The 22,178-nt window shown below is 65.9% G+C and carries 15 protein-coding genes; 8 read left to right on the forward strand and 7 right to left on the reverse strand.

Features of this window, described 5'->3' with window-relative positions; genetic code table 11:
• Positions 1 to 518: 518 nt before the first annotated feature.
• Positions 519 to 2,630 carry a TonB-dependent receptor gene (locus MTR65_RS12045; RefSeq protein WP_243800474.1) on the reverse strand — a complete coding sequence of 704 codons (2,112 nt, stop codon included), beginning with the start codon at positions 2,628 to 2,630 and terminating at the stop codon, positions 519 to 521.
• 243 nt (positions 2,631 to 2,873) lie between these two features.
• Between MTR65_RS12045 and MTR65_RS12050 the strand changes: the two genes are divergently transcribed.
• Entirely contained in the window at positions 2,874 to 3,653 is a 780-nt protein-coding gene (locus MTR65_RS12050; protein WP_243800476.1) for an SDR family NAD(P)-dependent oxidoreductase, read from the forward strand.
• 219 nt (positions 3,654 to 3,872) lie between these two features.
• Complete coding sequence (locus MTR65_RS12055; RefSeq protein WP_243800478.1) at positions 3,873 to 6,122, forward strand: ABC transporter substrate-binding protein; 2,250 nt, start codon at positions 3,873 to 3,875, stop codon at positions 6,120 to 6,122.
• A 9-nt stretch (positions 6,123 to 6,131) separates the two neighbouring features.
• Here MTR65_RS12055 and MTR65_RS12060 read toward each other — a convergent pair whose 3' ends face one another.
• From MTR65_RS12060 to folE, 4 genes are read right to left on the reverse strand one after another with little or no spacing between them, the layout of a single operon-like run.
• Entirely contained in the window at positions 6,132 to 7,655 is a 1,524-nt protein-coding gene (locus tag MTR65_RS12060; RefSeq protein ID WP_243800480.1) for a cryptochrome/photolyase family protein, read from the reverse strand.
• Positions 7,656 to 7,697: 42 nt separating this feature from the next.
• A complete protein-coding gene (locus MTR65_RS12065; RefSeq protein ID WP_243800483.1) occupies positions 7,698 to 7,847 on the reverse strand; it encodes a DUF2256 domain-containing protein in 150 nt (49 codons plus the stop codon).
• A 2-nt stretch (positions 7,848 to 7,849) separates the two neighbouring features.
• Positions 7,850 to 8,815, reverse strand: a complete 966-nt coding sequence (locus MTR65_RS12070) for an NAD(P)/FAD-dependent oxidoreductase (RefSeq protein ID WP_243800485.1) — start codon at positions 8,813 to 8,815, stop codon at positions 7,850 to 7,852.
• Between the two features lie 2 nt (positions 8,816 to 8,817).
• Entirely contained in the window at positions 8,818 to 9,447 is a 630-nt protein-coding gene (folE, locus tag MTR65_RS12075) for a GTP cyclohydrolase I FolE (RefSeq protein WP_243800540.1), read from the reverse strand.
• Positions 9,448 to 9,579: 132 nt separating this feature from the next.
• Between folE and MTR65_RS12080 the strand changes: the two genes are divergently transcribed.
• On the forward strand, positions 9,580 to 10,158 hold the full coding sequence (locus MTR65_RS12080; RefSeq protein WP_243800487.1) for a PAS domain-containing protein: 579 nt from the start codon (positions 9,580 to 9,582) through the stop codon (positions 10,156 to 10,158).
• A gap of 31 nt (positions 10,159 to 10,189) precedes the next feature.
• On the opposite strand, the gene MTR65_RS12085 is transcribed toward MTR65_RS12080, so the two are convergent.
• Positions 10,190 to 10,657, reverse strand: a complete 468-nt coding sequence (locus tag MTR65_RS12085) for a MarR family winged helix-turn-helix transcriptional regulator (RefSeq protein WP_243800489.1) — start codon at positions 10,655 to 10,657, stop codon at positions 10,190 to 10,192.
• Between the two features lie 163 nt (positions 10,658 to 10,820).
• On the opposite strand from MTR65_RS12085, the gene MTR65_RS12090 reads away from it, so the two are divergent.
• From MTR65_RS12090 to MTR65_RS12105, 4 genes are all read left to right on the forward strand, one after another.
• Positions 10,821 to 11,582 carry a hypothetical protein gene (locus tag MTR65_RS12090; protein ID WP_243800491.1) on the forward strand — a complete coding sequence of 254 codons (762 nt, stop codon included), beginning with the start codon at positions 10,821 to 10,823 and terminating at the stop codon, positions 11,580 to 11,582.
• 42 nt (positions 11,583 to 11,624) lie between these two features.
• Positions 11,625 to 13,004: an NAD-dependent succinate-semialdehyde dehydrogenase gene (locus tag MTR65_RS12095; RefSeq protein WP_243800493.1), complete on the forward strand. Its 1,380-nt coding sequence runs from the start codon at positions 11,625 to 11,627 to the stop codon at positions 13,002 to 13,004.
• Between the two features lies 1 nt (position 13,005).
• Positions 13,006 to 14,424, forward strand: coding sequence for a dihydrolipoyl dehydrogenase (locus MTR65_RS12100; protein ID WP_243800496.1), 1,419 nt, complete (start codon positions 13,006 to 13,008; stop codon positions 14,422 to 14,424).
• 162 nt (positions 14,425 to 14,586) lie between these two features.
• Positions 14,587 to 16,803, forward strand: a complete 2,217-nt coding sequence (locus MTR65_RS12105; RefSeq protein WP_243800498.1) for a beta-glucosidase family protein — start codon at positions 14,587 to 14,589, stop codon at positions 16,801 to 16,803.
• A 199-nt stretch (positions 16,804 to 17,002) separates the two neighbouring features.
• On the opposite strand, the gene MTR65_RS12110 is transcribed toward MTR65_RS12105, so the two are convergent.
• Positions 17,003 to 19,387 carry a TonB-dependent receptor gene (locus tag MTR65_RS12110; RefSeq protein WP_243800500.1) on the reverse strand — a complete coding sequence of 795 codons (2,385 nt, stop codon included), beginning with the start codon at positions 19,385 to 19,387 and terminating at the stop codon, positions 17,003 to 17,005.
• A gap of 494 nt (positions 19,388 to 19,881) precedes the next feature.
• On the opposite strand from MTR65_RS12110, the gene MTR65_RS12115 reads away from it, so the two are divergent.
• Positions 19,882 to 22,137, forward strand: coding sequence for a TonB-dependent receptor (locus tag MTR65_RS12115; protein WP_243800503.1), 2,256 nt, complete (start codon positions 19,882 to 19,884; stop codon positions 22,135 to 22,137).
• The last annotated feature ends 41 nt before the right edge of the window (positions 22,138 to 22,178 follow it).

Consider the following 22,178-nt stretch of genomic DNA (forward strand, 5'->3'; position numbering starts at 1 on the left):
AAAGGAGCTTTGCGCCTTGACGGCAATCCTCCCCCATTGCCCAGGAACACGCCTGCTGCGCCGACACAGGCGATGACCATGCTACATGCGCAGGACTGGCTTGATGACTTCGCCGCTCTCCCTAGGCTCAGGATTTGTTGATCGGAACCAGACGAGTACGGTGGCAGCGACAGGGGCCCATGAGCACGCCTGTGAGGCAAGGGTTATTCATTTGTCCAAAAAAGGGTCTGACGATTCCCTGCCCCCTGTCTGACGGCGGTCATTCTCGTGTCCCAGGTCGGCATTGTAGGCGCTACTCGGGCCGACACCTTCCGACTTGGCCGAGGGCTACGGCAAGGCCGAGGTACCTGTATCGCCCGCCATAGCGCAATGAGGGACTGCAAAGCTCGAAAGACGTTCCGTATCGCACCCGATACGACAAGAATGGAAGCCCGACATCCAAGCCCCACAATCGCAGGGCCGGCGATGGTCCACCCCATCGCCGACCCCGACTGTCGTGCGCCCGTGCTCGGCGGGCGTCAGAAGCTGTAGCGGACCGTGCCAAGGACCGTGCGCGGATCGGTCATGAAGCGCGGGTTGACGACCGAGAAGCCGAAGCCGGTCTGCCAGTTGATCTGGTTGAACAGGTTTTTGCCTGCCACCTGGAATTTCCAGGGCCCGATATCGTACCCCACATAACCGTTGACGATCTGGGTGGAATCGACCGCCCCGATGCCCAGGTTATCGGCGGTCGAGAAGTAGGCATCGCGGAAATTCGCGTCCGCGCCGAACTTCACCGTGCCCTCGCCCAGATCGAAGTTGTAATCGAAGCCGATCGTCGCCTGATAGTCGGGCAGGAACGGCGGAACATTGCCCGTGAGCGACGCGCCCTCGGGTACGTTGCGGTACTTGCCGTCGTTGAGCGAGCCGTTACCCCAGATCTGCAGACCCAGCACCGGCTTCCAGGCAATCTCCGCCTCGATGCCCTTGATCGTGAGATCGTAGTTCTCGATCAGGAACCCGCCATCGCCCAGGCTGACCGATTCCTGGCGATCCTGGACCTTGTTGACGAAGCCCGAGACGGCCAGGCGCAGCGTCCGGCCAAGGTCCGTCTTGAGGCCCACTTCGAAGGCGTCGGTCGTCTGCGGACGGAAGGCCGCGGCAAGCTGGGCCGCGGTCGAGGCCAGGCCGTTGTAACCGCCCGACTTGAAGCCGACCGAGTAGGAGCCATAGACCAGAAGGTCGGGAAGCGGCGTGAAATTGACGCCCAGCTTCGGGGTGAACTTCTCGTAGTGATCGCGGCTGATCGCCGGAAGACCGTCGATGTCGGCGTTCAACTCCTTGTCTTCGAGCGTGTAGCGGCCACCTGCAATGAAGGCGAGCTCGTCGCTTACGTTGAGAGTGAACTGGCCATAGCCCGCCCAGGCGTCCGTCTTGGCATGGAAGTTGGTGGTGGAGGGCACGAAGAACGTCGTGGTGTCGATCACCTGGTCGCCGTTCTCGTGGAAATAATAGACGCCGATCACGTAGTCGATGAGGTCATCGGCCAGCGAGCCGGTCGCGTTGGTTTCCTGGCTGAACTGCCACTGCTGCGAGATGCTCTCGCGGTCCATGAGCGCAAGCGGGGTATCCCCGTCCATGCCGAGCATGGCAGGGTAGACGCCGCCCGAGAAGTCCTGGCGCCACGCATCGTCAAGCTCGGAATAGGCGGTGATCGAGGTCAGCGTGCCTCCGGGGTAGTTCGCCGTCAGCTTGAGCGAGGCGCCCTTCTGGGTCACCGCGGTATAGGATTCCACAGGCGAGAGCACGGTGCGGTAGGAGCCCGAGAGCGGGGTGATGTTGCCCTCGCCGTCCGTGACCGTGTTGACCGACCACTGGCCGTCGGAATCAAGGTCCATGTAGTACACGTTCAGACGCGCGGTGACGTCGCTGCCCTTGTAGGCAAGGTCGAACATGCCGCCCTGGAAGTCTTCGGCGCCCACCTTCCTGCCGAGCGTCGGGTTGTACTGACGCCCCCCGTCGCGCTTGCGCGCGATGCCGTTGACAGACGCGGCCCATTCCCCGTCCGCGCTGAGCGGAACCGACAGGTAGCCCTTGACGCGGCGCTCGTTCCAGGTGCCGTAGCCCACTTGCGCGGTGCCGGTCAGCACGTCGGCGGGCTGCTTGGTGATGATGTTGATGGCGCCCGCCGACGCATTGCGGCCGTAGAGCACGCCCTGGGGGCCGCGCAGGACCTCGATCCGCTCGATCTCGGCGAAGTCCATCAGCGCGCCCTGCATACGTGCGTTGTAGACATCGTTGACGTAGAGCGCGACTTCGGCCTCGGACATCACATAGCCACCGTCGGTGCCGCCACCGCCACGGATATAGGCCTTGAGACCGGCGGAGCCGCCCGTCACGCCATCAAGCTTGAGGTTGGGCACCAGGCGCGCAACATCGGTCGGTGCCAGGATCTGCCGGGTGGCGATCTCTTCGGGCGAAATCGCGGTGACACTGAGGGGGACGTCCTGCAGGCGCTGCTCGGTGCGCTGCGACGTCACGACGATCTCGTTGAAGCCGTCCTCCTGCTCGCTTTCCTGCGCGATGGCCAGCTGGGGGATAGCGGTGAGCGCCGAGGCCGCAAGCAGCAGCTTGCCGAGAGATACCTTCATAGTTTCCTGAACCTTTTTCGCATTTTTATAAACGCCCGGACGGATGCGCAGGACATCGATTGCATCCCTCGGTGCATCACGGACAGATGCGGAGTGCTCTTGAAGTTGCTCATGCAAGTCATTGTTTTGTAAATATGTTCTCGCCTACCGGATAGTTTGTGGGTGGCGTTCGGCGGTACTCGGGTTTTGAAGGCACGTGCGGCAGGCAACGAGCTGGATCGGTTTTCTGGAGGATGGAGCATCATGGCTGAGCAGGTTTTCGCAGGTCGCACCGTCATCGTGACGGGGAGCGCAGGGGGCATCGGCTCGGCCATCGTCGAGGCCTTTGCCCAAGGCGGTGCCACGGTGATCGCGGCCGATCTCAAGGACAGCGCCGCGACCGCCGGGGAGGTGCCTGACAGCGACAGCAAAGGCCGCATCGTGCGGCATCAACTGGACGTCAGCTGCGAACGCTCCTGGATCGCGCTCATGGACATTGTCGATGCGCAGTTCGGCGGGCTCGATGTGCTGGTCAACAACGCGGGGATCTACCGGCCGAACATCCCCTTCGAGGACATGGAACTGGCAACCTGGCGGGAGCACTTCGCCGTCAACGCCGACGGCACGTTTCTGGGCTGCAAGCATGCGATCCGCCGCATGAAGGCACGCGGCTGCCAGGGCGCGGTCGTCAACATCGGCTCGGGAATGTCGATCTCGGCCAGCCCCACGGGGGCGGCCTATTGCGGCTCGAAGGCCGCCGTGCTGATGACGACCAGGACCGCGGCCCGCGCCGCCGGCCAGTACGGCATCCGCATCAACGCGGTTCTGCCCGGAGCGGTCGAGACGAGCATGCTTATGGGCAACATGACCGGCGATGACGACAAGGACGGCTTCCTTTCCCGCATGGAAAGTTTCAGCGCCCTGGGCAAACTCGCCCATGCAAAGGACATCGCAGACGCCGTGCTTTTCCTGGCCGGAGATCGCAGTTCGGCCATCTCCGGAGTGGCGATCCCGGTCGATGGCGGGGCTATCCCCGGCGCCTGATGGCCAGGGGCCATCGCTACATAGACCTACCCACGAGTCTGATGCCTCAGCCGCAATAGCCGCCCAGGCATATCCATAAAACCCTCACGGGATCGGCGTGCGGTGACCGAACGGGTCCGATGTGGTAGGCTGCGCTCCTCTCCCCGTGGGTGGAGGCGGCCAGCCTCCTCTCCGCGCATGTCTATGGTGCGACATTGGCTCCAGACGAAGCGGGCGATCTTGCTTGCCCTCGTCCTGCTTCTTCTCACGGGCGTGGCAGGGATTGCCGCGTTCCTGTTCGGACGGCCTGCGCCCGTTTGCATCGCGCTTGCCAATTCGCTGACGGGTCCCTCGTCTTCGGCCGGACAGGAGAGCCTTTCGGCGGCACGCATCGCCCTGGCGCAGGCCAATGCGGCCGGAGGTGTGGCAGGGCGCCGGATCGAACTGAAGCTGTTCGACGATACCAGCACCGCAAAAGGCGCACGCGGCGTCGTACGCGAAATCGCCGCGAGCGACTGCGTGGGGGTTCTGGGGCACTATCTCTCCACCGCCTCCCTCGCGGCGGGGCCTGGCTATCGCGCGGCAAGAATACCGGCCCTTACCGGGACCTCGTTCGTCGATGAGCTGACGAGGGACAACGCATGGTATTTCCGCGCCCAGACAACGGCCTCCGGGCAAGGGCGATCCATCGCCGAGTATCTCGCCGTCTTCCAGGCCAGGGCCCCTGTCGAGCTGGTCACGTCCAGCGACAGTTTCGGCCAGAGTTTCCAGCAGGGCTTTACCGGTGCCTACGAGGCCGCGAACTACAGGCTCTGGACCTTCGACACGATACCGGGACTGCGCGCCTCTTCAAGCCATGCCCTGGCACAGCGGATCGCGCGCCGCGGCGATGCCGGGATGATCGTGATCGGAACCGGGGCCGACCATATGGCCGACATGCTGATGGCGCTGCGGCGCAACGGCATCACGAACATGGTGATCGCCGCAGGCGGGGCCGGAGGTCCGGAGTTTCTCGAACGGTTCAAGGATGAGCCCGAAGAGCGGCGCGAGCCGGGCTATTTCAGCCGCAATCTGTCCGCCGCCTCGCCCCTGATCTTCGACAGCGCCGGAGAACAGGCGCAGGCGCTTTCGAGGCGCTATCGGGAGGAGACAGGCCGCGTACCCAGTTGGGTGGCGGCGGGCTCCTACGATGCGACGAGGATGATGATCGAGGCGATCCGCCGGGCCGGGATCGCCAGCCGCACCGACACCTTGCAGGCCGACCGGGCACGGGTCCGCCAGGCACTCGCCAAGATGATCAGCCCCGCAACCGGCGTCGAGGGTCTGACCCGCCCGCTCTATTTCGATCCCCAGCGCAACATTCCCGGTCCGACGCGCATGGGCACGTTCGTCTTCGGCCGCTTCGCCACCTCACCCCAGCAGATGATCCCGATCGAACGGCCCGACCTGCTCGACATCGGTGACCTGATTGAGCGGGGCGATGTCGTGCGGATCGGAGCACGCCACTACTGGCGCCAGCGAGTCGTCTATACCGGGATCGATCTCAACACCATTGATCGCGTGGATATCCGAAACGGCACGTTCACCGCCGATCTCAATCTGTGGATGCGCTTCGTCGGCGACGATACTCCGACCCAGATCGAGTTTCCCGCGCTGGCCGATCCCGATCTGTTTGACGCGTCCGACCCCAGGGAAACGAGCGCCTACAAGCTGCCACCCGGATTTGCGCGGCCTCTGGGCGTGGGGCCCGAGGACACGCTGACCTATCGCCTGTTCCGCATCTCGGGCGATTTCCGGTTCGATTTCAATCTCCACGACTACCCGTTCGACCGCCAGGAACTACTCATACGGTTCCAGAACAACCGCCAGCGCAGCGATCTCGTCACTTATGTCATCGACACGGCGGGCCTGCGCCTTGCCAAGGTCGACACCATCGCACCGGCGCGGCTCGATCCCTATGGCGGCCTCGAGCAATGGTCGCAGAAGGGGATGCGCTATTTCGTGGATTCGCGCTCGACCACCTCCACCCTCGGCAATCCCCTACGCTTCCAGGACAACGCGGCGATCACCTACGCCGGGTTCAACGCCGCGATCCTCCTGGAACGGGACTACGCCATCTACATCCTCAAGACGCTAACGCCGCTACTGCTGCTCGTGCTGGTGGTCTTTGCCACGCTGATCCTTCCCACCAACCTGTTCCGAGAGCGTATCAACATACCGATCACCGCAATCCTGACCAGTGCGGTGCTTCTGCTCTCGCTCAACAGCCAGTTGCCCGCCGTGGGCTACACGGTCGCCATCGAATATATCTTCTATGCCTTCTTCGCGGTCTGCCTGGGTGCGATGCTGGTGGGCATCTCGCACGACGCGCTGATGATCAAGGATCGCCCGGAGGATGCCGCACGGCTCGCGAAGGCGGGCTCGATCCTCTACATCGCCACGGTCGTCGCGATCATCGCCTTCATCGCCTGGCGATACGGGCATGGCTAGCGCAGGCGCTCATGCGCAGCCCGCAAGGAACGCGCGTGCCTGCGCGAGGATACCCTCCCGGATGTCCTCGTCCTGCCGGTCCCAGTTGCGGTAGGTCAGCGCCATGCGGTGATTGTCGCCCAGCTTGTCGCGGTGACGGTCGAGGAAATGCCAGTACAGCGCGTTGAAGGGGCATGCCGCCGGGCCCACCCGTTCCTTCACGTTGTAGGCGCAGGTCCCGCAGTAATCCGACATGCGGTTGATGTAGGCCCCCGAGGCGACATAGGGTTTGGAACCGAGCAGACCACCATCGCCGAACTGGCTCATGCCCAGCGTGTTGGGCAGTTCGACCCATTCGTAGGCATCGACATAGACCTGCAGGTACCATTCGTGGACCTGCTTGGGATCGCAGCCCGCGAGAAGCGCGAAATTGCCGATCACCATGAGCCGCTGGATGTGATGCGCGTGCCCTGTCGCGAGGGTCTGGCCGATCGCCTCGCGCAGGCACTGCATGTCCGTCTCGCCCGTCCAGAACCAGGCGGGCAAGTCCCTACGGTGGTCGAGGAAATTCCGCTCGACGTACTCAGGCCCCTCACGCCAGTAAATCCCACGGACGTATTCGCGCCAGCCCAGGATCTGCCGGATATAGCCTTCGACCGAATTGATAGGCGCCCGGCCCGCGCGGTACTCGGCCTCCGCGCGGCGGCACAGGTCGAGCGGGTCCAGCAACCCCGAATTGAGGTAGGGCGAGAGGATGGAGTGCCACAGGAACGGCTGGCCCCGAAGCATGGCGTCCTCGTAACGGCCAAAATCGGGCAGGGCGTTGGCGAAGAAGCTCGCCGCCTGCCGCTCCGCATCGGCGGCCGTGACCGCGTAGTCGAAATCTTCGAGCGATCCGGGATGGTCGGCAAACCTCTCGGCAACGAGGGCCAGCACCTCGCGGGTGATGGCATCGGGCTCGAAACGCAGGGGCCGGGGCATGAAGAGGTCGGCGTCGGCCGGTTGGCGGTTGTCCTTGTCGAAATTCCACTGCCCGCCCGCAGGCTTGCCCTCGTCGAGCAGGAGCCCTGTCTTGCGGCGCATCTCGCGGTAGAAGAATTCCATCGTCAGGGCGCGGCGGCCCGCCGCCCAGTCCTCGAATTCGCGATGCGAGCACAGGAACCGCGTATCCGCGCGGATCTCGACGGGCAGGCCGAACAGGGTCTGCCAGCTTTCGATCATGGCCGCCACGCGCCATTCGCCCGGCTCGGTCACGACGATGCGCTCTGGGTCATGGCGGGCAATGGCGCGGGCAATCTCGCCTGTGAAGCTGTCGCTGGCCTCGGGATCGTCGAGGCGTACGTAATCGACTGTATAGCCTGCCTCGACCAGCGCCTGCGCGTGATGGCGCATCGCCGAAAGGATATAGGCGATCTTCTTCTTGTGGTGGCGCACGTAGGTCGTCTCGTCCGCGACCTCCATCATCAGCACCACGAAGTCCCTGGCCTCCATCCCCGCAAGCGAGGACAGGTCGAGAGAGAGCTGGTCGCCCAGCACGGGCACAAGTGTTGTCATCGGGATTTCCTGAGGGATGCGGCGTTCCTGACGGCCGTGCGGCTAGGGCGCCTTGCGGTTCTGGCGGCAGCGGTCCGAGCAGTACTTCACCTCATCCCAGACGCGCGCCCACTTGCGCCGCCAGGTGAAAGGGCGCCCGCACGCAAGGCAGATCTTGCTCGGCAGGTCGGCTTTCTTGCGCATCGCGGCCATGGCTAACCCGCCTCGTGCAGGGCCGCCACCTGGGTGATCAGCTCCGGCAGGCTCGCGCGCATCTGATCGGCAAGCCGCACACCGGAAAGCCAGGCCCCTTCCACCGTGGGCGCGCGGCACCAGTCGCCACAGGCGCCAAGGCGCTGGTCCAGGTTCCACAGGACCCGGCCCGACTGCCCGTAAGGCTGCGCAAAGCGCCAGCGGTGCGCCTTCAGGAAGGTCGGCGCGGGCAGTTCCGTGCCGAGCGCCTGCGCAAACGCGGCGAGCATCCGCTCCGCCACATCCTCAGCCTCGCATTCCAGGTTCGCGCGCGACCACGCCGCGTTGGCATGAAGCACCCACCCCTGCGAGGCCCCCCGCTCGGGCTTGGAGGCGTTGCACGCGAGCGCGGAGAAAATGCCCAGATCCTCCATGAAGGCACGGGGCGCAGGGATATCCCAGGGAAACGCGACCATGACCGACCAGCAGGGCGTGGAGCGCACCGAGGCGGCCTCCAGCCCGGCATCGAGATCGTGCAGGGACAGGAGCGGCGCGGCCTGCTCGGCCGGGACGGCGACGACGACGCTGTCGAAGGGTTCTGCGTCCAGGCCCTCCCCTTCGATCCTCCAGCCGTCCTCGCCCTGAACCAGAGCCTGGACCCGCGCACCGAACCGCACGTCGAAGCGTTTGCTCTGCTCGGCGACAAGGGTGGCCATGGAAGGGACGCCGACCATGGCCCCGCGCGGGCCGCCGGGCCAGCGCGCCGCGCAGCCGGCTTCCTGCCAGCGCGCCACTTCGGCCTGGAAATCGGGGTCATGCGCGGTGAAGAACGGCGCTCCCAGATCCCACGAAGAAATGTCCGTCACGACCGAGGTCAGGCGCCCTCCGGGACGGCGGCCCTTGTCGAACAGGACGATCTCGGCAAGCCCGGACAAGCGCCCGGCGCAGGCGAGCCCGGCGATGCCCGCTCCCACGATGGCAATGCGCATGGTCAGCCCTTGCCCCCGCCGATGAGGGCCAGGACTTCGCGGCGACGGCCCGCATCCTCGCGGAAGCAGCCCAGCATCTTGCTCGTCACCATGTCCACGCCATGCGTGCGCACGCCGCGGCCCGTCATGCAGCCATGGCTGGCCTTGATGACGACCGCCACGCCCAGCGGGTCCAGGTTGTCCCGGATGCATTCGGCGATCTGCGCGGTCAGGCGCTCCTGGATCTGGAGGCGATGCGCAAACCCGTGCAGGACGCGCGCCAGCTTGGAAATGCCGACCACGCGATTACGCGGCAGATAGGCAATCGAGGCCGTGCCCGTGATCGGCGCAAGGTGATGCTCGCAGTGCGAATGGAAGGGAATGTCGCGCAGAAGCACGACTTCGTCATAGCCGCCCACCTCGTCGAAGGTACGCCCCAGATGGACGGCCGGGTCTTCCTCGTATCCCTTGCCGTATTCCTTCCAGGCCCGCCCAACGCGCGCGGGCGTGTCGAGAAGCCCCTCGCGATCAGGGTCCTCCCCCGCCCAACGCAGCAGCGTGCGCACCGCGTCCTGGACGTCATCGGGCACCGTCTCGCGGGTGTCTTCGAACTCCTCGTCACAGGCATGATCCGCGAGGAAGGCTGCATCCATGATGTTCATGATATCTCTCGTCCGGTTTGCCGCCGACCCGGCGCAGGTGGCTTTCTTCCGGAAAGGTTCTAGGCGTCCGCGCCAAGCTCTGCGATATGGCCAAACGTGAAGAAAGCAGCCGTACCGAGCCCGATGGATCCCGATTCCCTGATTGCGAGCAGCCGCGTCGCGGCCGTTGTCAGCGACCCGCGGCGGGCCGACAATCCGATCGTCGCCTGCAATGAGGCCTTTCTTGAGCTGACGGGCTACACGCGCGAAGAGGTCATAGGGCGCAACTGCCGTTTCCTGCGCGGGCGCGGCACCGAACCCGAACAGGCCGCGATGCTGCGCGAGGCCGTCGCCGAAACCCGGCCCGCAATGGTCGAGCTCATCAACTACCGCAAGGACGGCAGCGCCTTTCGCAACGCGGTGATGGTGGCGCCCCTGTTCGACGAGGAGGGCGACGTGCAGTTCTTCCTCGGCTCGCAGATGGCCATCGATGACACCGAAGCCAGCCGCCACCAACAGGCCCGCACCCGGATCGAGGGGCTGTCCCGGCGCCAGCGCCAGATCCTGCGCGCACTGGCGCAGGGGCAGCTCAACAAGCAGATCGCCTTCGAGCTTGGCGTGACCGAACGCACGGTCAAGATGCACCGCGCCGCCGTGCTGCGCGCGCTGGATGTCCGCACGGTGGCCGAAGCCATCCGCATCGCCATCGAGGCCGGTTTCTGAAGCTCGAGAACTCGGCGCTCAGCGCCGAAGATCAGGCCTGAGCCTTCCCGCCACAGAGCGCTTCGACGACACCGGCAAGCGTGCGGCGCAGGGCGTCGAGTTCCTCCAGGTCCTGCCCCCGGGTCATGATCTCCGGGACGTGGAGCGCCTCTTCGCGCAGCGCCTTCCCGCTTGCGGTCAGCGAGACGCGCACGCGGCGTTCGTCCTCCCGGTCGCGCTGGCGCGAAAGGTGCCCCAGGGCTTCCATGCGTTTAAGGAGCGGCGTCAGCGTGCCGGTATCGAGATGCAGCCGCTTGCCGATGGCACCTACGCTCTGTGCGTCCTCTTCCCACAGCACCAGCATGACAAGGTATTGCGGGTAGGTAAGGTTCAGCCGCGCGAGCACCGGGGCGTAGAGCCGCCCGATCAGGTTGCTCGCCGCGTAGAACTGGAAGCATAGCTGGTGATCGAGGCGCAAAGGGTCCTCACGCGGGTCAGGGGCATTCAGGGACGTTCGCATCGCGCGCAACGATAGCGCATGGCCCCGCCCGCTCAAAGGTTTGCGCAATTTATATTGCGCACAATTTAATAGGCCAAAATGGAACTCGAAGGCCGCCTCTTCCGTTCCCCCACCAAGAGCGAGGGTCGGCACCGGGCCGATCCTGCCAGCAAGGAGGCAAGCCATGCGTCAGCTGTCCGACGGGTTCTGGAACTTCCGCGGGTCTTTCAAGATCGCAGGGGTTCTCGATGTCGGCACGCAGATGTCGCTGGTTCAAAGGGCCAATGGCCGTTTCCTTGTCCTCGACTCCTATGACCTGACGCCCGAGGACCGTGCGAAGTTGCAGGCGCTCACCGACAATGGTGCAGCGATCGACGCAATTCTCAACGTCCATCCCTTCCACACCCTGCACTGCGAGACGGTCCACAAGCTGTTTCCCGAGGCGCGGCTGGTGGGGACGCGGCGGCACCGCGAACAGGCCCCGCACTTGCGCTGGCAGGACGGGGTGATCGAGGATGCCGCCACGCAGGCCGAGTTCGCCGAGGACCTCGCCTTCTCGGTGCCTGAGGGGGTCGACCTGGTGACGCCGGATTCGTCGGTCCACGCCGGCTCGGTGCTGGTGCGCCATTTGCGCAGCGGCATCGTCCACGTCGACGACACGCTCAGTGTCCTCGAGGCGCCGGGCGTGCTGGGCAAGGTCCTGCCGCAGGGGCGGCTGCGCTTCCACCCGATGCTGGGCAAAGCCCTGCAGCACCGGGCGGGCGCGGCGGATGCCTTCGCCCGCTGGGCACGGCAGATCGCCGGGGAATGGTCGGGCACACCCTATGTGTGCGCGGCCCATTCGGCGGTGCGCGGACTCCCGGAGACAGGTTGGCATGAAGAGGTGCTCCACGCCCTCGAGGCCGCCGAGAAGACCCTCGCCAAGCACCGCGCCCGCCACGGATGACCTTCCGCGGGTGCCCATCCCTCAAGATACGAGAGAAACGCCATGAGCGAACAACGCATCAAGACCGTCAATCCCCTCACCGAAGAGGTGCTGGATACTTACGCCTACATGAGCGACGCGCAGGCGACCAAGGTCGTCGAAGACTGCCATCAGGCCTTCCTCGACTGGCGCCTGCAGAGCCTGGAGGCGCGCGCCGAGGTGATCCGCGCCATCGGCACGGCCCTGCGCGAACGCAAGGATGAGCTGGCCACGCTGATGACGCGCGAGACCGGCAAGCTGATCGGCGACAGCCGCGACGAGGTAGATCTGTGCGCGGCAATCTGCGACTACAGCGCGGACGAAGGCCCAAGGGCGCTTGCCGATGAAGAGCGCGAGGTCGATGGTGCCACGGCCATCGTCACCCATGCGCCCATCGGTGTCGTCTATGGGATCCAGCCCTGGAACTTCCCGGCCTATCAGGCCGTGCGCTATTCGATCGCCAGCCTGATGGCGGGCAATGGTGTTCTCCTCAAGCACGCCGAAAACTGCACCGGCAGCGGGCTCCTGCTGCGCGAGATCTACGAGCAGGCGGGCCTTCCTGAAGGGCTCTTCGGGGTCCTGTGCATCACGCACGAGCAGTCCGACGCGATCATCGAGAACGACCTGGTGCGCGGCGTGACGATGACCGGCAGCGACAAGGCCGGGCGCCATATCGCGGCCAAGGCGGGCGAGCAGGTCAAGAAGACCGTGCTCGAACTGGGCTCGAACGATGCCTATCTCGTGCTCGACGATGCCGACCTTGATCTGGCGGTTGACACCTGCGTGCAGGGCCGACTCTACAACAACGGCCAGACCTGTGTGAACGCCAAGCGCTTCATTGTCACCGAGAAGAACTACGACGCCTTCGTGCAGCGTTACGCCCAGAAGTTCGGCGCCATCGTGCTGGGCGATCCGACCGACGAGAACACGCAGCTCGGCCCGCTTGTAAGCCGCAGCCAGCGCGACCAGTTGCACGAGCAGGTCAGCAAGAGTGTCGAAAAGGGGGCGCGCCTTGTCGTCGGCGGCGAAGTGCCCGAGCGCAAGGGCTGGTTCTACCCTGCCACCGTGCTCGCCGATGTCGCCCCGGGCCAGCCCGCCTATGAGGACGAACTGTTCGGCCCGGCCGCCGCGATCATCAAGGCCAAGGACGATGGCGAGGCCATGCGCATCGCCAATTCCAGCCGCTACGGCCTTGGCGGGGGTATCTTCAGCCGCGATGTCGAGCGCGCGCGCGAGTTGGCCAAGACCCACTTCGACACCGGCATGGTGTTCATCAACACCTTCGATATCGCCACGCCCAACCTGCCCTTCGGCGGGGTGAAGAGCTCGGGCTATGGCCGCGAGCATGGGCCCGAGGGCCTCAAGGAGTTCGTCAACATCAAGTCGATCAAGATCGCCCGCTGATATGGGCGAGACGCTCCATTGCGACGTCGCGGTGATCGGGGCCGGTACCGCCGGCCTCGCAGCCGAACGCGCCGCGCGCGCCAATGGCGCCTCGACCCTGCTGATCGATCCGGCCTTCAACGGGACGACCTGCGCGACCGTCGGCTGCATGCCCTCCAAGCTCCTCATCGCCGCGGCCCACAGGGCCCGCGCGGTGAGGACGGCAGGGCCCTTCGGTATCGAGGTTGGCGATATCGCGATCGACGGCCCCGCCGTCCTGCAGCGGGTGCGTGCCGAGCGCGACCGCTTTGCCCGCCTGACCCGCCAGTCCTTCGAGGACCTGCCCGCCGGTATCGCGGTCAAGGCCCGCGCCCGCTTCACCGCGCCGGGGCGTCTGGCGCTTGACGACGGGCGCTGTGTCGCGGCGGACCGGGTCGTCATCGCCACCGGCTCCGCCCCGGTCCTGCCCCCCGCCTTCGCGACACTGGGGGACAGGGTGCTCACCAGCGATGGCATCTTCGAGATGCGCGATCTGCCGCGCCGCTTGGCGGTTGTCGGATCGGGCGCCATTGGTCTGGAACTCGCGCAGGCCTTCGCGCACCTGGGCGTCGAGACTACACTGTTCGACCGCGCGACGCGCATGGGCGGCCTGCGCTGCGCGCGGGTTCACGAACGCCTGCACGCGATCATCGCCGCCGATCTCAACCTCAAGCTCGGCGTCGAGGTGACACCCCACGCCGAGGACAACGGCGCGCGGATCGAATGGTCCCATGGTGAAGGCGACGCCGGCGAAGCGCAGTACGATCTCGTGCTTGCCGCGATGGGCCGCTCCCCGCAGCTGGACGACCTTGATCTCGAGGCAGCCGGGATAGCCTGCGATGACAAGGGCGTCCCCTTTCACGACCGGCGCACCATGCGCTGCGGCGACAGCGCGGTGTTCCTCGCAGGAGACGTCGCCTCCGACCTCCCCCTCCTGCACGAAGCCTCGCATGATGGTGCCATCGCCGGGCGCAATGCGGCCGCCTACCCGGCCCCGGTAGCGGCCGAGCGCCATGTCCCCTTCAGCATGATCTTTACAGAGCCCACGGTCGCGACCATCGGCGCGCCTGAGGACGAAGGCGCCGTCACCGGCACCGCCAACTTCGACGACCAGGGGCGCGCCCGTGTCGAGGGCCGCAACGCAGGGCTGCTCACCCTCCACGCCGCAGCGCCTGACGGGCGGCTGATCGGCGCCGACATGGTCGCACCCGCAGGCGAGCACCTCGCGCACATGCTGGCCTGGGCGATCCAGGAGGGCCGCACGGCAAGCGAGCTTCTCTCCCTCCCCTTCTACCACCCCACCATCGAGGAAGGTCTCAAGAACGCGCTGCGCACGATCTGCCAGGCCACCCCCATCGACCTTCCCCAGGACCAGGACGCCGGCACCCCGCCCGGCGCCTGATGGAAAAGGACAGCCCGCAAGCGCCTTGAACGCGGCGCAATGTTCGCTTCATGGACAGAGGCGAGCCGCCATTTGCCTTGCTGCGTCCTGCCGGGGGAGGCTGGTGCTCGATAGCGCGCATCGTCGCGTCGCCCCCCAATCGAGCAAGGATCCATCTGCCCCATGACACCCCGGTCCGGCCTCAACGCCGCACTTCTTCTCCTGTCCGCAAGCCTCTCCTCGACCGCGCTAGCACAGGCCCAGCGCGCGCAGGATATCTCCGGCCCGGCCTCGGCGGGCACGAACAATCCCGATGCGCGGGCCCGGGCAACCGAGAAGGCCATGACCGAGGAGGAGCGCTACCGCTACCTCGACAGCCCCATGGCGCTGGACCTCCCCGGCCTTGCGCAGGTCCCTGAGGGCGCGCATCCGGCGGTTGGCTATGTCCCGCCAATCCCGCGCCTTGGCCTGCCCGCCCTCTACGAGACCGACGCCAGCCTTGGCGTCACCAACCCTTCCGAGGTCCGCAAGGGCGACTGGTCGACGGCTCTGCCCGCCAGCATTTCGCTGGCATCGACCTTCTCGCCCGAGCTGGCCGAGCGCGGCGGCGCCGTGGTCGGCCAGGAAGCCCGCGCCAAGGGTTTCAACATCGTGCTCGGCGGGGGCAGCAACCTCATCCGCGAACCGCGCAATGGCCGCAATTTCGAGTATCTGAGCGAAGACCCGCTGCTTACAGGGCTCATGGCCGCCGGATCGATCCGCGGCATCCAGAGCCAGAAGGTCGTCTCCACGATCAAGCACATGGCTCTCAACGCGCAGGAGACGCTGCGCATGACGCTCGATGCCCACATTGCCGAGCCTGCGCTTCGCGAGAGCGACCTCCTCGCCTTCCAGATCGCCATCGAACAGAGCGCGCCGGGCGCGGTGATGTGCGGCTACAACCTCGTCAACGGCCAGTACGACTGTGAGAACGAGTTCCTGCTCAACACGGTGCTCAAGGAGGACTGGGGCTACAAGGGTTGGGTCATGTCCGACTGGGGCGCGGTGCATAGCCTCCAGTCGGTGGTCAACGGGATGGACCAGCAGTCCGGCTCGCAGCTCGACCCCGATGTCTACGTCGGCGCGCCCCTGCGCAAGGCCGTCGCCGAAGGACGCATCCCCGAGGCACGCGTGTCCGAGGCTGTGCGCCGCATCCTGCGCTCGGTCTATGCGGTTGGCGCGGACGCCCCGTTCACCAGCGAGCCCGCTCCCATCGACTACGCGGCCCATGCCAAGGTCGCGCGCGAGGCCGGGACTGCGGGCATCGTCCTCCTCAAGAACGCCGAGGATATCCTGCCTCTTGCCGCCAGTGCAAAGTCGATCGCGGTGATCGGCGGCCATGCCGACATGGGCGTCATGACCGGCGGCGGATCGAGCCAGGTCACCCCTGAAGGCGAGGTCGCGACCCTGCCCATCGGCGGGCGCGAGAGCTGGGGCGGCTGGGCCAAGGCCGTCTACTTCCCCTCCTCCCCGCTCAAGGCCCTGAAAGAGGCCCTGCCCGACACGCAGGTGGAGTTCGACAGCGGCTACTACCACCAATCCGCCGCCAGCTTCGCGGCGCGCAAGGAGATCGCGATCGTCTTCGTCACGGCCTGGTCGGGCGAGGCGCTCGACGGCAGCCTGACCCTGCCCGAAGGCCAGGACGCGCTGATCGAGGCGGTTGCCGCGGCCAATCCCAACACCGTGGTCGTGATCCAGTCGGGCAACCCGATCAAGATGCCCTGGCTGGACAAGGTGAAGGGCGTGATCGAGGCCTGGTATCCGGGGCAGGAAGGCGGAGCCGCCATCGCCGACATCCTGACCGGCAAGGCCAATCCCTCGGGCCACCTGCCCGTCACCTTCCCGCGCGATGAGAGCCAGCTGGTCCGCCCGGAAATCCCGGGCCTTGGCGAACCCGAAGGCACGCGCCTTGTCGTCGAGTACACCGAAGGCGCGGATGTCGGGTACCGCTGGTACGCCGCGAAGGACCTGAGCCCGCTGTTCCCCTTCGGACATGGCCTGAGCTACACCCGCTTTGCCCATGAGGACCTGCGCGTGAACGCGGCTCCCGGCAGCGCGCCCACGGCCTCCGTCTCGGTGCGCAACACCGGAGCAAAGGCCGGCGCGGACGTGGTCCAGCTCTATCTCACCTCTGGCCCGAAGGGGGCGACACGCCGCCTCGTCGGCTTCCAGCGCGTGGACCTGGCGCCGGGCGAAGCCCGCAAGGTGGAGATCACCCTCGACCCGCGCCTGCTCGCGAACTGGCAGGACGGGGCCTTTGTCCAGGCCGCTGGGCGCTACACGTTCGCTGTGGGCCATTCCGCGCAGGACCTCAGCGCCCCGGTCGAGCTGACGCTGACGCAACGCTCGCTCGGCCGCTAAGCCTTACCGCGCCCCATTTCAGACGATACCCGCGCCCGCCCTCCCGGTCCTGGGAGGGCGGGCGTTTTCGTATCTTCGCACCGCCACCGAACTCTACGCTTTGCCCAACGCGAAATGCCCGGCGTGCACGAGGCACGCCGGGCATTTGCAGGAACCGATGGCAGGGACCGGTGGAAGGCCCCTGCAGATCGGATCGGTATCAGAAGTCGTAGCGGATACGCGCGCCCCAGGTCCGCAGCTGCGGAAGGCCCACGTACATCACGTCCTTTTCCTGGAAGGTCGCGTTCGGGTTCGACAGGTCCCAGTTGGGCTGGACGCTGGTGTAGGTCTTGTCGTTGAAGGCGTTGGTGACAAAGCCCTCGATCCACACGTTGTCCGAACGCAGGCCCACGCGGAAGTTGACCTTGGTCGAGGCGTCGGTCTTGGCGAAGTTGCCTTCGCTTTCGTAGACGCCCGACTTGTAGGACAGCTCCGAGCGCAGGTACCATTCGTAGTCCGGCATCGGCGCGAAGGCCTGCGCGAATTCCGCGTTCACCTGTGCCGAGTACTTCGAGACGAACGGCAGGCTCTGACCCGAGACGTCGTCCGAACCCGTCAGCTGCGCGCAGGTCGAGCACAGGCCTTCATCGATGTTGGTGTCGTTGATCGCCCCGCGTGCGGTCAGCGTGAGGGCGTCGATCGGACGTGCCGTCAGGTCAAGCTCGATACCCTTCAGCGTCACCTTGCCCATGTTCGTGAAGAACCACGAGATTTCGGGCATGCCGCCGCTGTTGTTGGGAATGATCAGGGTCTGCTCGGTGATCTTGTCGGTCCAGATGTCGTAGTAGACATCGCCCGAGACGATCAGCCGGTCGTTGAAGAAACGTCCCTTGAAGCCGACTTCGAAGTTGTCGAGGTATTCCGGGCTGACGCCGCGGGTCACGCCCATCGCGATCAGATCGTCGACAAAGGCAGGATCGGCCGATTCCAGCGGGTCGAGGCCCAGCCCCGGGTTCACGCCGCGCGAGTAGGTGGCGTAGACCATGGTGTCGAGGTCGGGCTTGTAGCGCAGGCTGACGCGCGGCAGGAAGCTGTTGTAGATGCGCTGGTAGACGATGTCGTCGGTATCGCCGGTGCGGCTGATGACCTTGTCCGACTGGTAGCGCGCGTCGAAGTCGACGGTCAGCTTGTCGGTGATGTCATAGGACAGCCCCAGGAACCCGCCCCAGGTCTTGTTCTCGCTGGTGGACGAGAAGGCGCTGTTGATCCCGGTGAAGTAGTAGATCTCCGAGTAGCCTTCGTAGCCCTTGGCCCACAGGTAGCTGCCCCCGAACATCCAGCGGAAGCGCCCGTCCTGGTTGGAGGCAATGCGCACTTCCTGTGAGAAGTCCTTCTGCTCGTGCTGGATCATCAGCGGCCAGTCGGTGTACTCCTGCGCGAACTCGCCCGAGGTGAAGGTGTTCTCGTAGGGCGAGGCATAGGCGTTGAGCGGATAGAGCACCGTCCAGGAATTGCGGTTCACGCCGGTCAGACTGGTGATCGAGGTACCGCCATCGGTGACGTATTCGGCAACGCCGCTGAAGTGGTTGCTGTCCCGCGTCATGCCGAAGTGGTCGATCTGCTCGTCCTGGTTCATGATCGGCGAGTAGTTCTCGAGCATGTTGGCGACGCCCGCATTGACCTCGGTGCGTGCGCTGGGCTGGCCCGGCAGCAGGCCCGGCAGCTTGCCGCAGAAGTAGGGCAGGTCTTCGGCGCCCAGGTTGCAGTTGGACTGCGAGCCCAGGATCACGCCGGTGGCCCCCGGACCGTCATCGTCGTTGGCGACCATGCCGAACAGGTTGACGGTGAAGTTGTGGCTCGGCGTGAACTTGAGCTGCAGCGTGCCGCTGCGGGTGCTCTGGTCGCCCAGCGTCTTGCCCGGCTCGGCGTTGTTCTTCCACGAACCGTCCCGCGTGAAGTAGCGGCCCGTGGCGCGGAAGCTCAGGACGTCCTGGATGATCGGTCCACCGACCGCGCCGCGCAGGTCATAGTAGTCGTCCGTGCCGGCAAGGCCGCTGACATAGCCGGTGAAGTAGTCGGTCGGCTCGGCGGTCACCATGTTGATCGCGCCGGCAAAGGTCTGGCGGCCGAAGTAGGCGCTCTGCGGGCCTTTCAGCACCTCGACGCGTTCGAAATCGAACACACCCGTCACGGTGCCGTCCGAGACCTGGATACCGTTGATGAAGGTCGAGCTGGTGCGGTTGCCGCGCGAAGGCGCCATGCCGCGGATGATGAGAGCGGTCTGGCTGCGATCCGAACGGCCCGAACCGGTGATCGAGTTGTTGAGGTTCATGCCCGGCGTCACCGCGGTCAGATCCTCGACCGTCTGGACGTTGAGCGACTGGATGTCCTCGCCCGAAAGCGCGCTGATCGCGATGGGAACATCAAGCGCGCTTTCCTTGCGCTTGCGCGCGGTCACGACAATGTCGCCAAGACCGGACTGCGCAGGGCCCTGCTGGGCCGCAGGCGCCGTAGCCTGGGCATGGGCCGCCTGGGCTCCCCCGAGAACCAGCGGCGCGAATGCGACTGTCGACAAGAGCAGCCGGCTCGTGTGCTTAAACATCATGCTTTACCCCCTAAGAGCTTCTTTTCTTCAAACCCGCAGCGCACCGGCCCCTGCCCTCATGCAGGAACCGGACGCACATGCGGCGCCTTTCGGAGCCCTCGTGAAGCTCCGAAGTCCTCAGCCCGTTGAACCGTGAATTGGCGTACCCGGGCCCCGTCCGTTTTCGTTCTTGCGGCACGCCATGTGCTCGCCCGGGGCAGTGAAGAGACTGCTCAGGGTTTCGTGTCCGGTCGACGGGACTGCGGCGAAAAATTCGTGACACGAACTATTCGCCGCGCAAGCATCCGCATGGAGAGAGACTGAAGTTGTGAGACGCTGGAGATCGAAGTGTCCGCCAGCCGGTCGCCAGGGCGTCCTGACCCGCCGATATCCGAGCCATCGCCGGGCATGGCGGCATCCCAAGCCACGGTAGTCGTGGAAAAAACACCCTTAAAAGTTGACGTTATAACATAACATCCCTTGAAGGCGCTTCCTTTTGAAACAGGTGGGACGCCATGCGACACGTTACCCTGCTCGCCGGTTCGGCAGCTTTCTTTCTTCCCCATTCCGGAGCGCTGGCCGCCCCGGCTCCCGACACCGACATTCTCGTCACCGGGGAGCGCGCAGAGGTTGCCCGCGCCAGCGACCTTGCAGGGGCCCCGGCGCGCGTACTTGCAGGCGCGGCGCTGGAGGAGGACCGCTCGCAATCGCTTGGCGAAACTCTCGCCCGGTTGCCCGGCGTCCAGAACAGCTACCAGGGGCCCATCGCCGGGCGCCCCCAGATCCGCGGGCAGGCTGGCAACCGCGTCGCGCTGCGCCTCAATGGCCTCGCGCTTGACGACATGTCGGGCATCACCGGAGACCATGCCGCGCCGATCGAGCCCTTCCTCGCGGACGCGATCGAGGTCCTCAATGGCAGTGCCGGGGTGCTCTACGGCGGCCACGCCATCGGCGGCGCGGTCAACCTGCGCGATGGACGTATCCCCCGCAGCGCCGCGAAGGCCCCTCTGTCCGGTCGGGCGCAAGTGAGCGGTGGGTTCAACACGCCGACAACCGCCATGGCCCGGCTCGACGGCGGGAAGGACGCCTTCGCCTGGCATGCCGACATGCTCTATCGCCATGCCGGCGACTTCGACATTCCCGGCCTTGCCAAGGCCGACGAATGCCGCAGCTGGGCGGACCTTGTGACGAACGTCACCTTGCAGGGCATCTGCCAGGTGCGCACCGCAAGCCCGCAGTGGGCCTATGATCCGCAGCAGGGCCGCTATGTCGATGCGACGCCCCCCGAGCAGCAGATCATCGAGGACCCGGCGCCGGGCCGCAAGGGCAAGCTCGTCAACAGCGGGCTCGAGACAGTCGCGGTCAACCTCGGCGCAAGCCATGTCGGCAGCCAGGGCTATTTCGGGCTCGCGGCGGGCTACTATCGCAGCGACTACGGCGTTCCCGGCTTCCAGTCGATCACGCCCGCGAGCCCTTCCCCCTCGCCTATCGCCATCGCGGCCGAGCAGCTGCGCCTCGATATCGACGGGGTCCTCTATGCGCCGCTGCCGGGCCTTGCCGCCGTGCGCCTGCGCGCAGGTTCGGTGCGCAGCCACGACCGCGAACGCATCGACGGCAACGACGCCAGCGCCTTTGACATCCACTCCGACACCGTCCGGCTGGAACTGACGCAGGCCGCGCTCGGCCCGCTTTCGGGCGTCGTTGGCGGCGAGATCAACCACCGCAAGCTGGAGACCCGCAGCGACACGGCCTACCTGCCCAGTGTCGAGACGACGAAGCTTGCGCTCTTCGCGCTGGAACGTCTCACCATTGGCCCTGTGCGCCTGAGCGCAGGCGGCCGCCATGACTGGATCGAGCAGGACCTCGACCAGACCACCGTGCGCGATGGCCGCGGTCTCGGCGTCAGCTATGCCCAGGACCGCGACTTCCGGCTGTGGAATGCCTTTGGCGCGCTGCGCGTGACACCGCTCTCCTGGCTGCACCTCGACGCCCGCTATGCGCTGGGCGAGCGCGCGCCCGAGGTCAACGAGCTCTACGCCAACGGCAACCACTTCGCCTCGCTGTCCGATGAACAGGGCGATGGCCGCCTGCGCAAGGAGCGCTCACAGACCTGGGAACTGGGCGGAACGCTGGACCTCACGCCGTTCACGCTCTCGGTGACCGGCTACCGGGTGAATTATGATGACTACATCTACCTCGGCAACACCGGCATCAGCCGCACCCTGCCGGTGCGCGAGTGGCGCCAGGGCGACACGCGCTTCAAGGGCATCGAAGGCGAGGCGACCTTGCGCGTGGCCGACGTGGGCCCAGGCGATCTGGAACTCCATGTCTTCGCCGACCACGTGCTGGGCAAGCCCCGCTTCCACGCCCCCGACGACTACAGCCCGTTCAACTTCGACTATCCCTCGAACGCACAGTGGACCGCCGAATACTACCGCCGCCAGCTCGATGGCGAATACCTGCCGCGCATGCCGGTTTCGCGCTATGGCGCCGATGCCGCGCTCACCGGAGCGCGCTGGCGCGTCTCGGCAGGCACGGTCCATTTTGCCCGGCAGACCCGCTTTTCGCAGGATGAGACCGCGAGCCCGGGCTACTGGCTGGTCGATGCCCATGCGCGCTACAAGCTGCCGCTGACCACGCACGACATCGAGATCTTCGTGGACGCCACGAACCTCACCAACACCGAGGCCCGCGCGCACAACAGCCCCCTGCGCTACCGCGCCCCGCTAGTCGGACGCGCGGTCACGCTGGGCGCCCGCGCCGCCTTCTAGCCGCGCGCCTGACCCTGCAACGAAAAAGGGGGCGGTCCGAA

Origin of the sequence: Novosphingobium mangrovi (assembly GCF_022818885.1) — a bacterium.
In the GTDB taxonomy this organism is placed as follows: domain Bacteria; phylum Pseudomonadota; class Alphaproteobacteria; order Sphingomonadales; family Sphingomonadaceae; genus Novosphingobium; species Novosphingobium mangrovi.

What these genes read in the sequence shown, in the direction of transcription:
- MTR65_RS12080 (WP_243800487.1), top strand. Translation starts at nt 9,580, where the DNA reads ATGGATCCCGATTCCCTGATTGCGAGCAGCCGCGTCGCGGCCGTTGTC.
- MTR65_RS12115 (WP_243800503.1), top strand. Translation starts at nt 19,882, where the DNA reads ATGCGACACGTTACCCTGCTCGCCGGTTCGGCAGCTTTCTTTCTTCCC.
- MTR65_RS12070 (WP_243800485.1), bottom strand. Translation starts at nt 8,815, where the DNA reads ATGCGCATTGCCATCGTGGGAGCGGGCATCGCCGGGCTCGCCTGCGCC.
- MTR65_RS12095 (WP_243800493.1), top strand. Translation starts at nt 11,625, where the DNA reads ATGAGCGAACAACGCATCAAGACCGTCAATCCCCTCACCGAAGAGGTG.
- MTR65_RS12060 (WP_243800480.1), bottom strand. Translation starts at nt 7,655, where the DNA reads ATGACAACACTTGTGCCCGTGCTGGGCGACCAGCTCTCTCTCGACCTG.
- MTR65_RS12105 (WP_243800498.1), top strand. Translation starts at nt 14,587, where the DNA reads ATGACACCCCGGTCCGGCCTCAACGCCGCACTTCTTCTCCTGTCCGCA.
- MTR65_RS12085 (WP_243800489.1), bottom strand. Translation starts at nt 10,657, where the DNA reads ATGCGAACGTCCCTGAATGCCCCTGACCCGCGTGAGGACCCTTTGCGC.
- MTR65_RS12090 (WP_243800491.1), top strand. Translation starts at nt 10,821, where the DNA reads ATGCGTCAGCTGTCCGACGGGTTCTGGAACTTCCGCGGGTCTTTCAAG.
- MTR65_RS12110 (WP_243800500.1), bottom strand. Translation starts at nt 19,387, where the DNA reads ATGATGTTTAAGCACACGAGCCGGCTGCTCTTGTCGACAGTCGCATTC.
- MTR65_RS12100 (WP_243800496.1), top strand. Translation starts at nt 13,006, where the DNA reads ATGGGCGAGACGCTCCATTGCGACGTCGCGGTGATCGGGGCCGGTACC.
- MTR65_RS12065 (WP_243800483.1), bottom strand. Translation starts at nt 7,847, where the DNA reads ATGGCCGCGATGCGCAAGAAAGCCGACCTGCCGAGCAAGATCTGCCTT.
- MTR65_RS12050 (WP_243800476.1), top strand. Translation starts at nt 2,874, where the DNA reads ATGGCTGAGCAGGTTTTCGCAGGTCGCACCGTCATCGTGACGGGGAGC.
- folE (WP_243800540.1), bottom strand. Translation starts at nt 9,447, where the DNA reads ATGGATGCAGCCTTCCTCGCGGATCATGCCTGTGACGAGGAGTTCGAA.
- MTR65_RS12045 (WP_243800474.1), bottom strand. Translation starts at nt 2,630, where the DNA reads ATGAAGGTATCTCTCGGCAAGCTGCTGCTTGCGGCCTCGGCGCTCACC.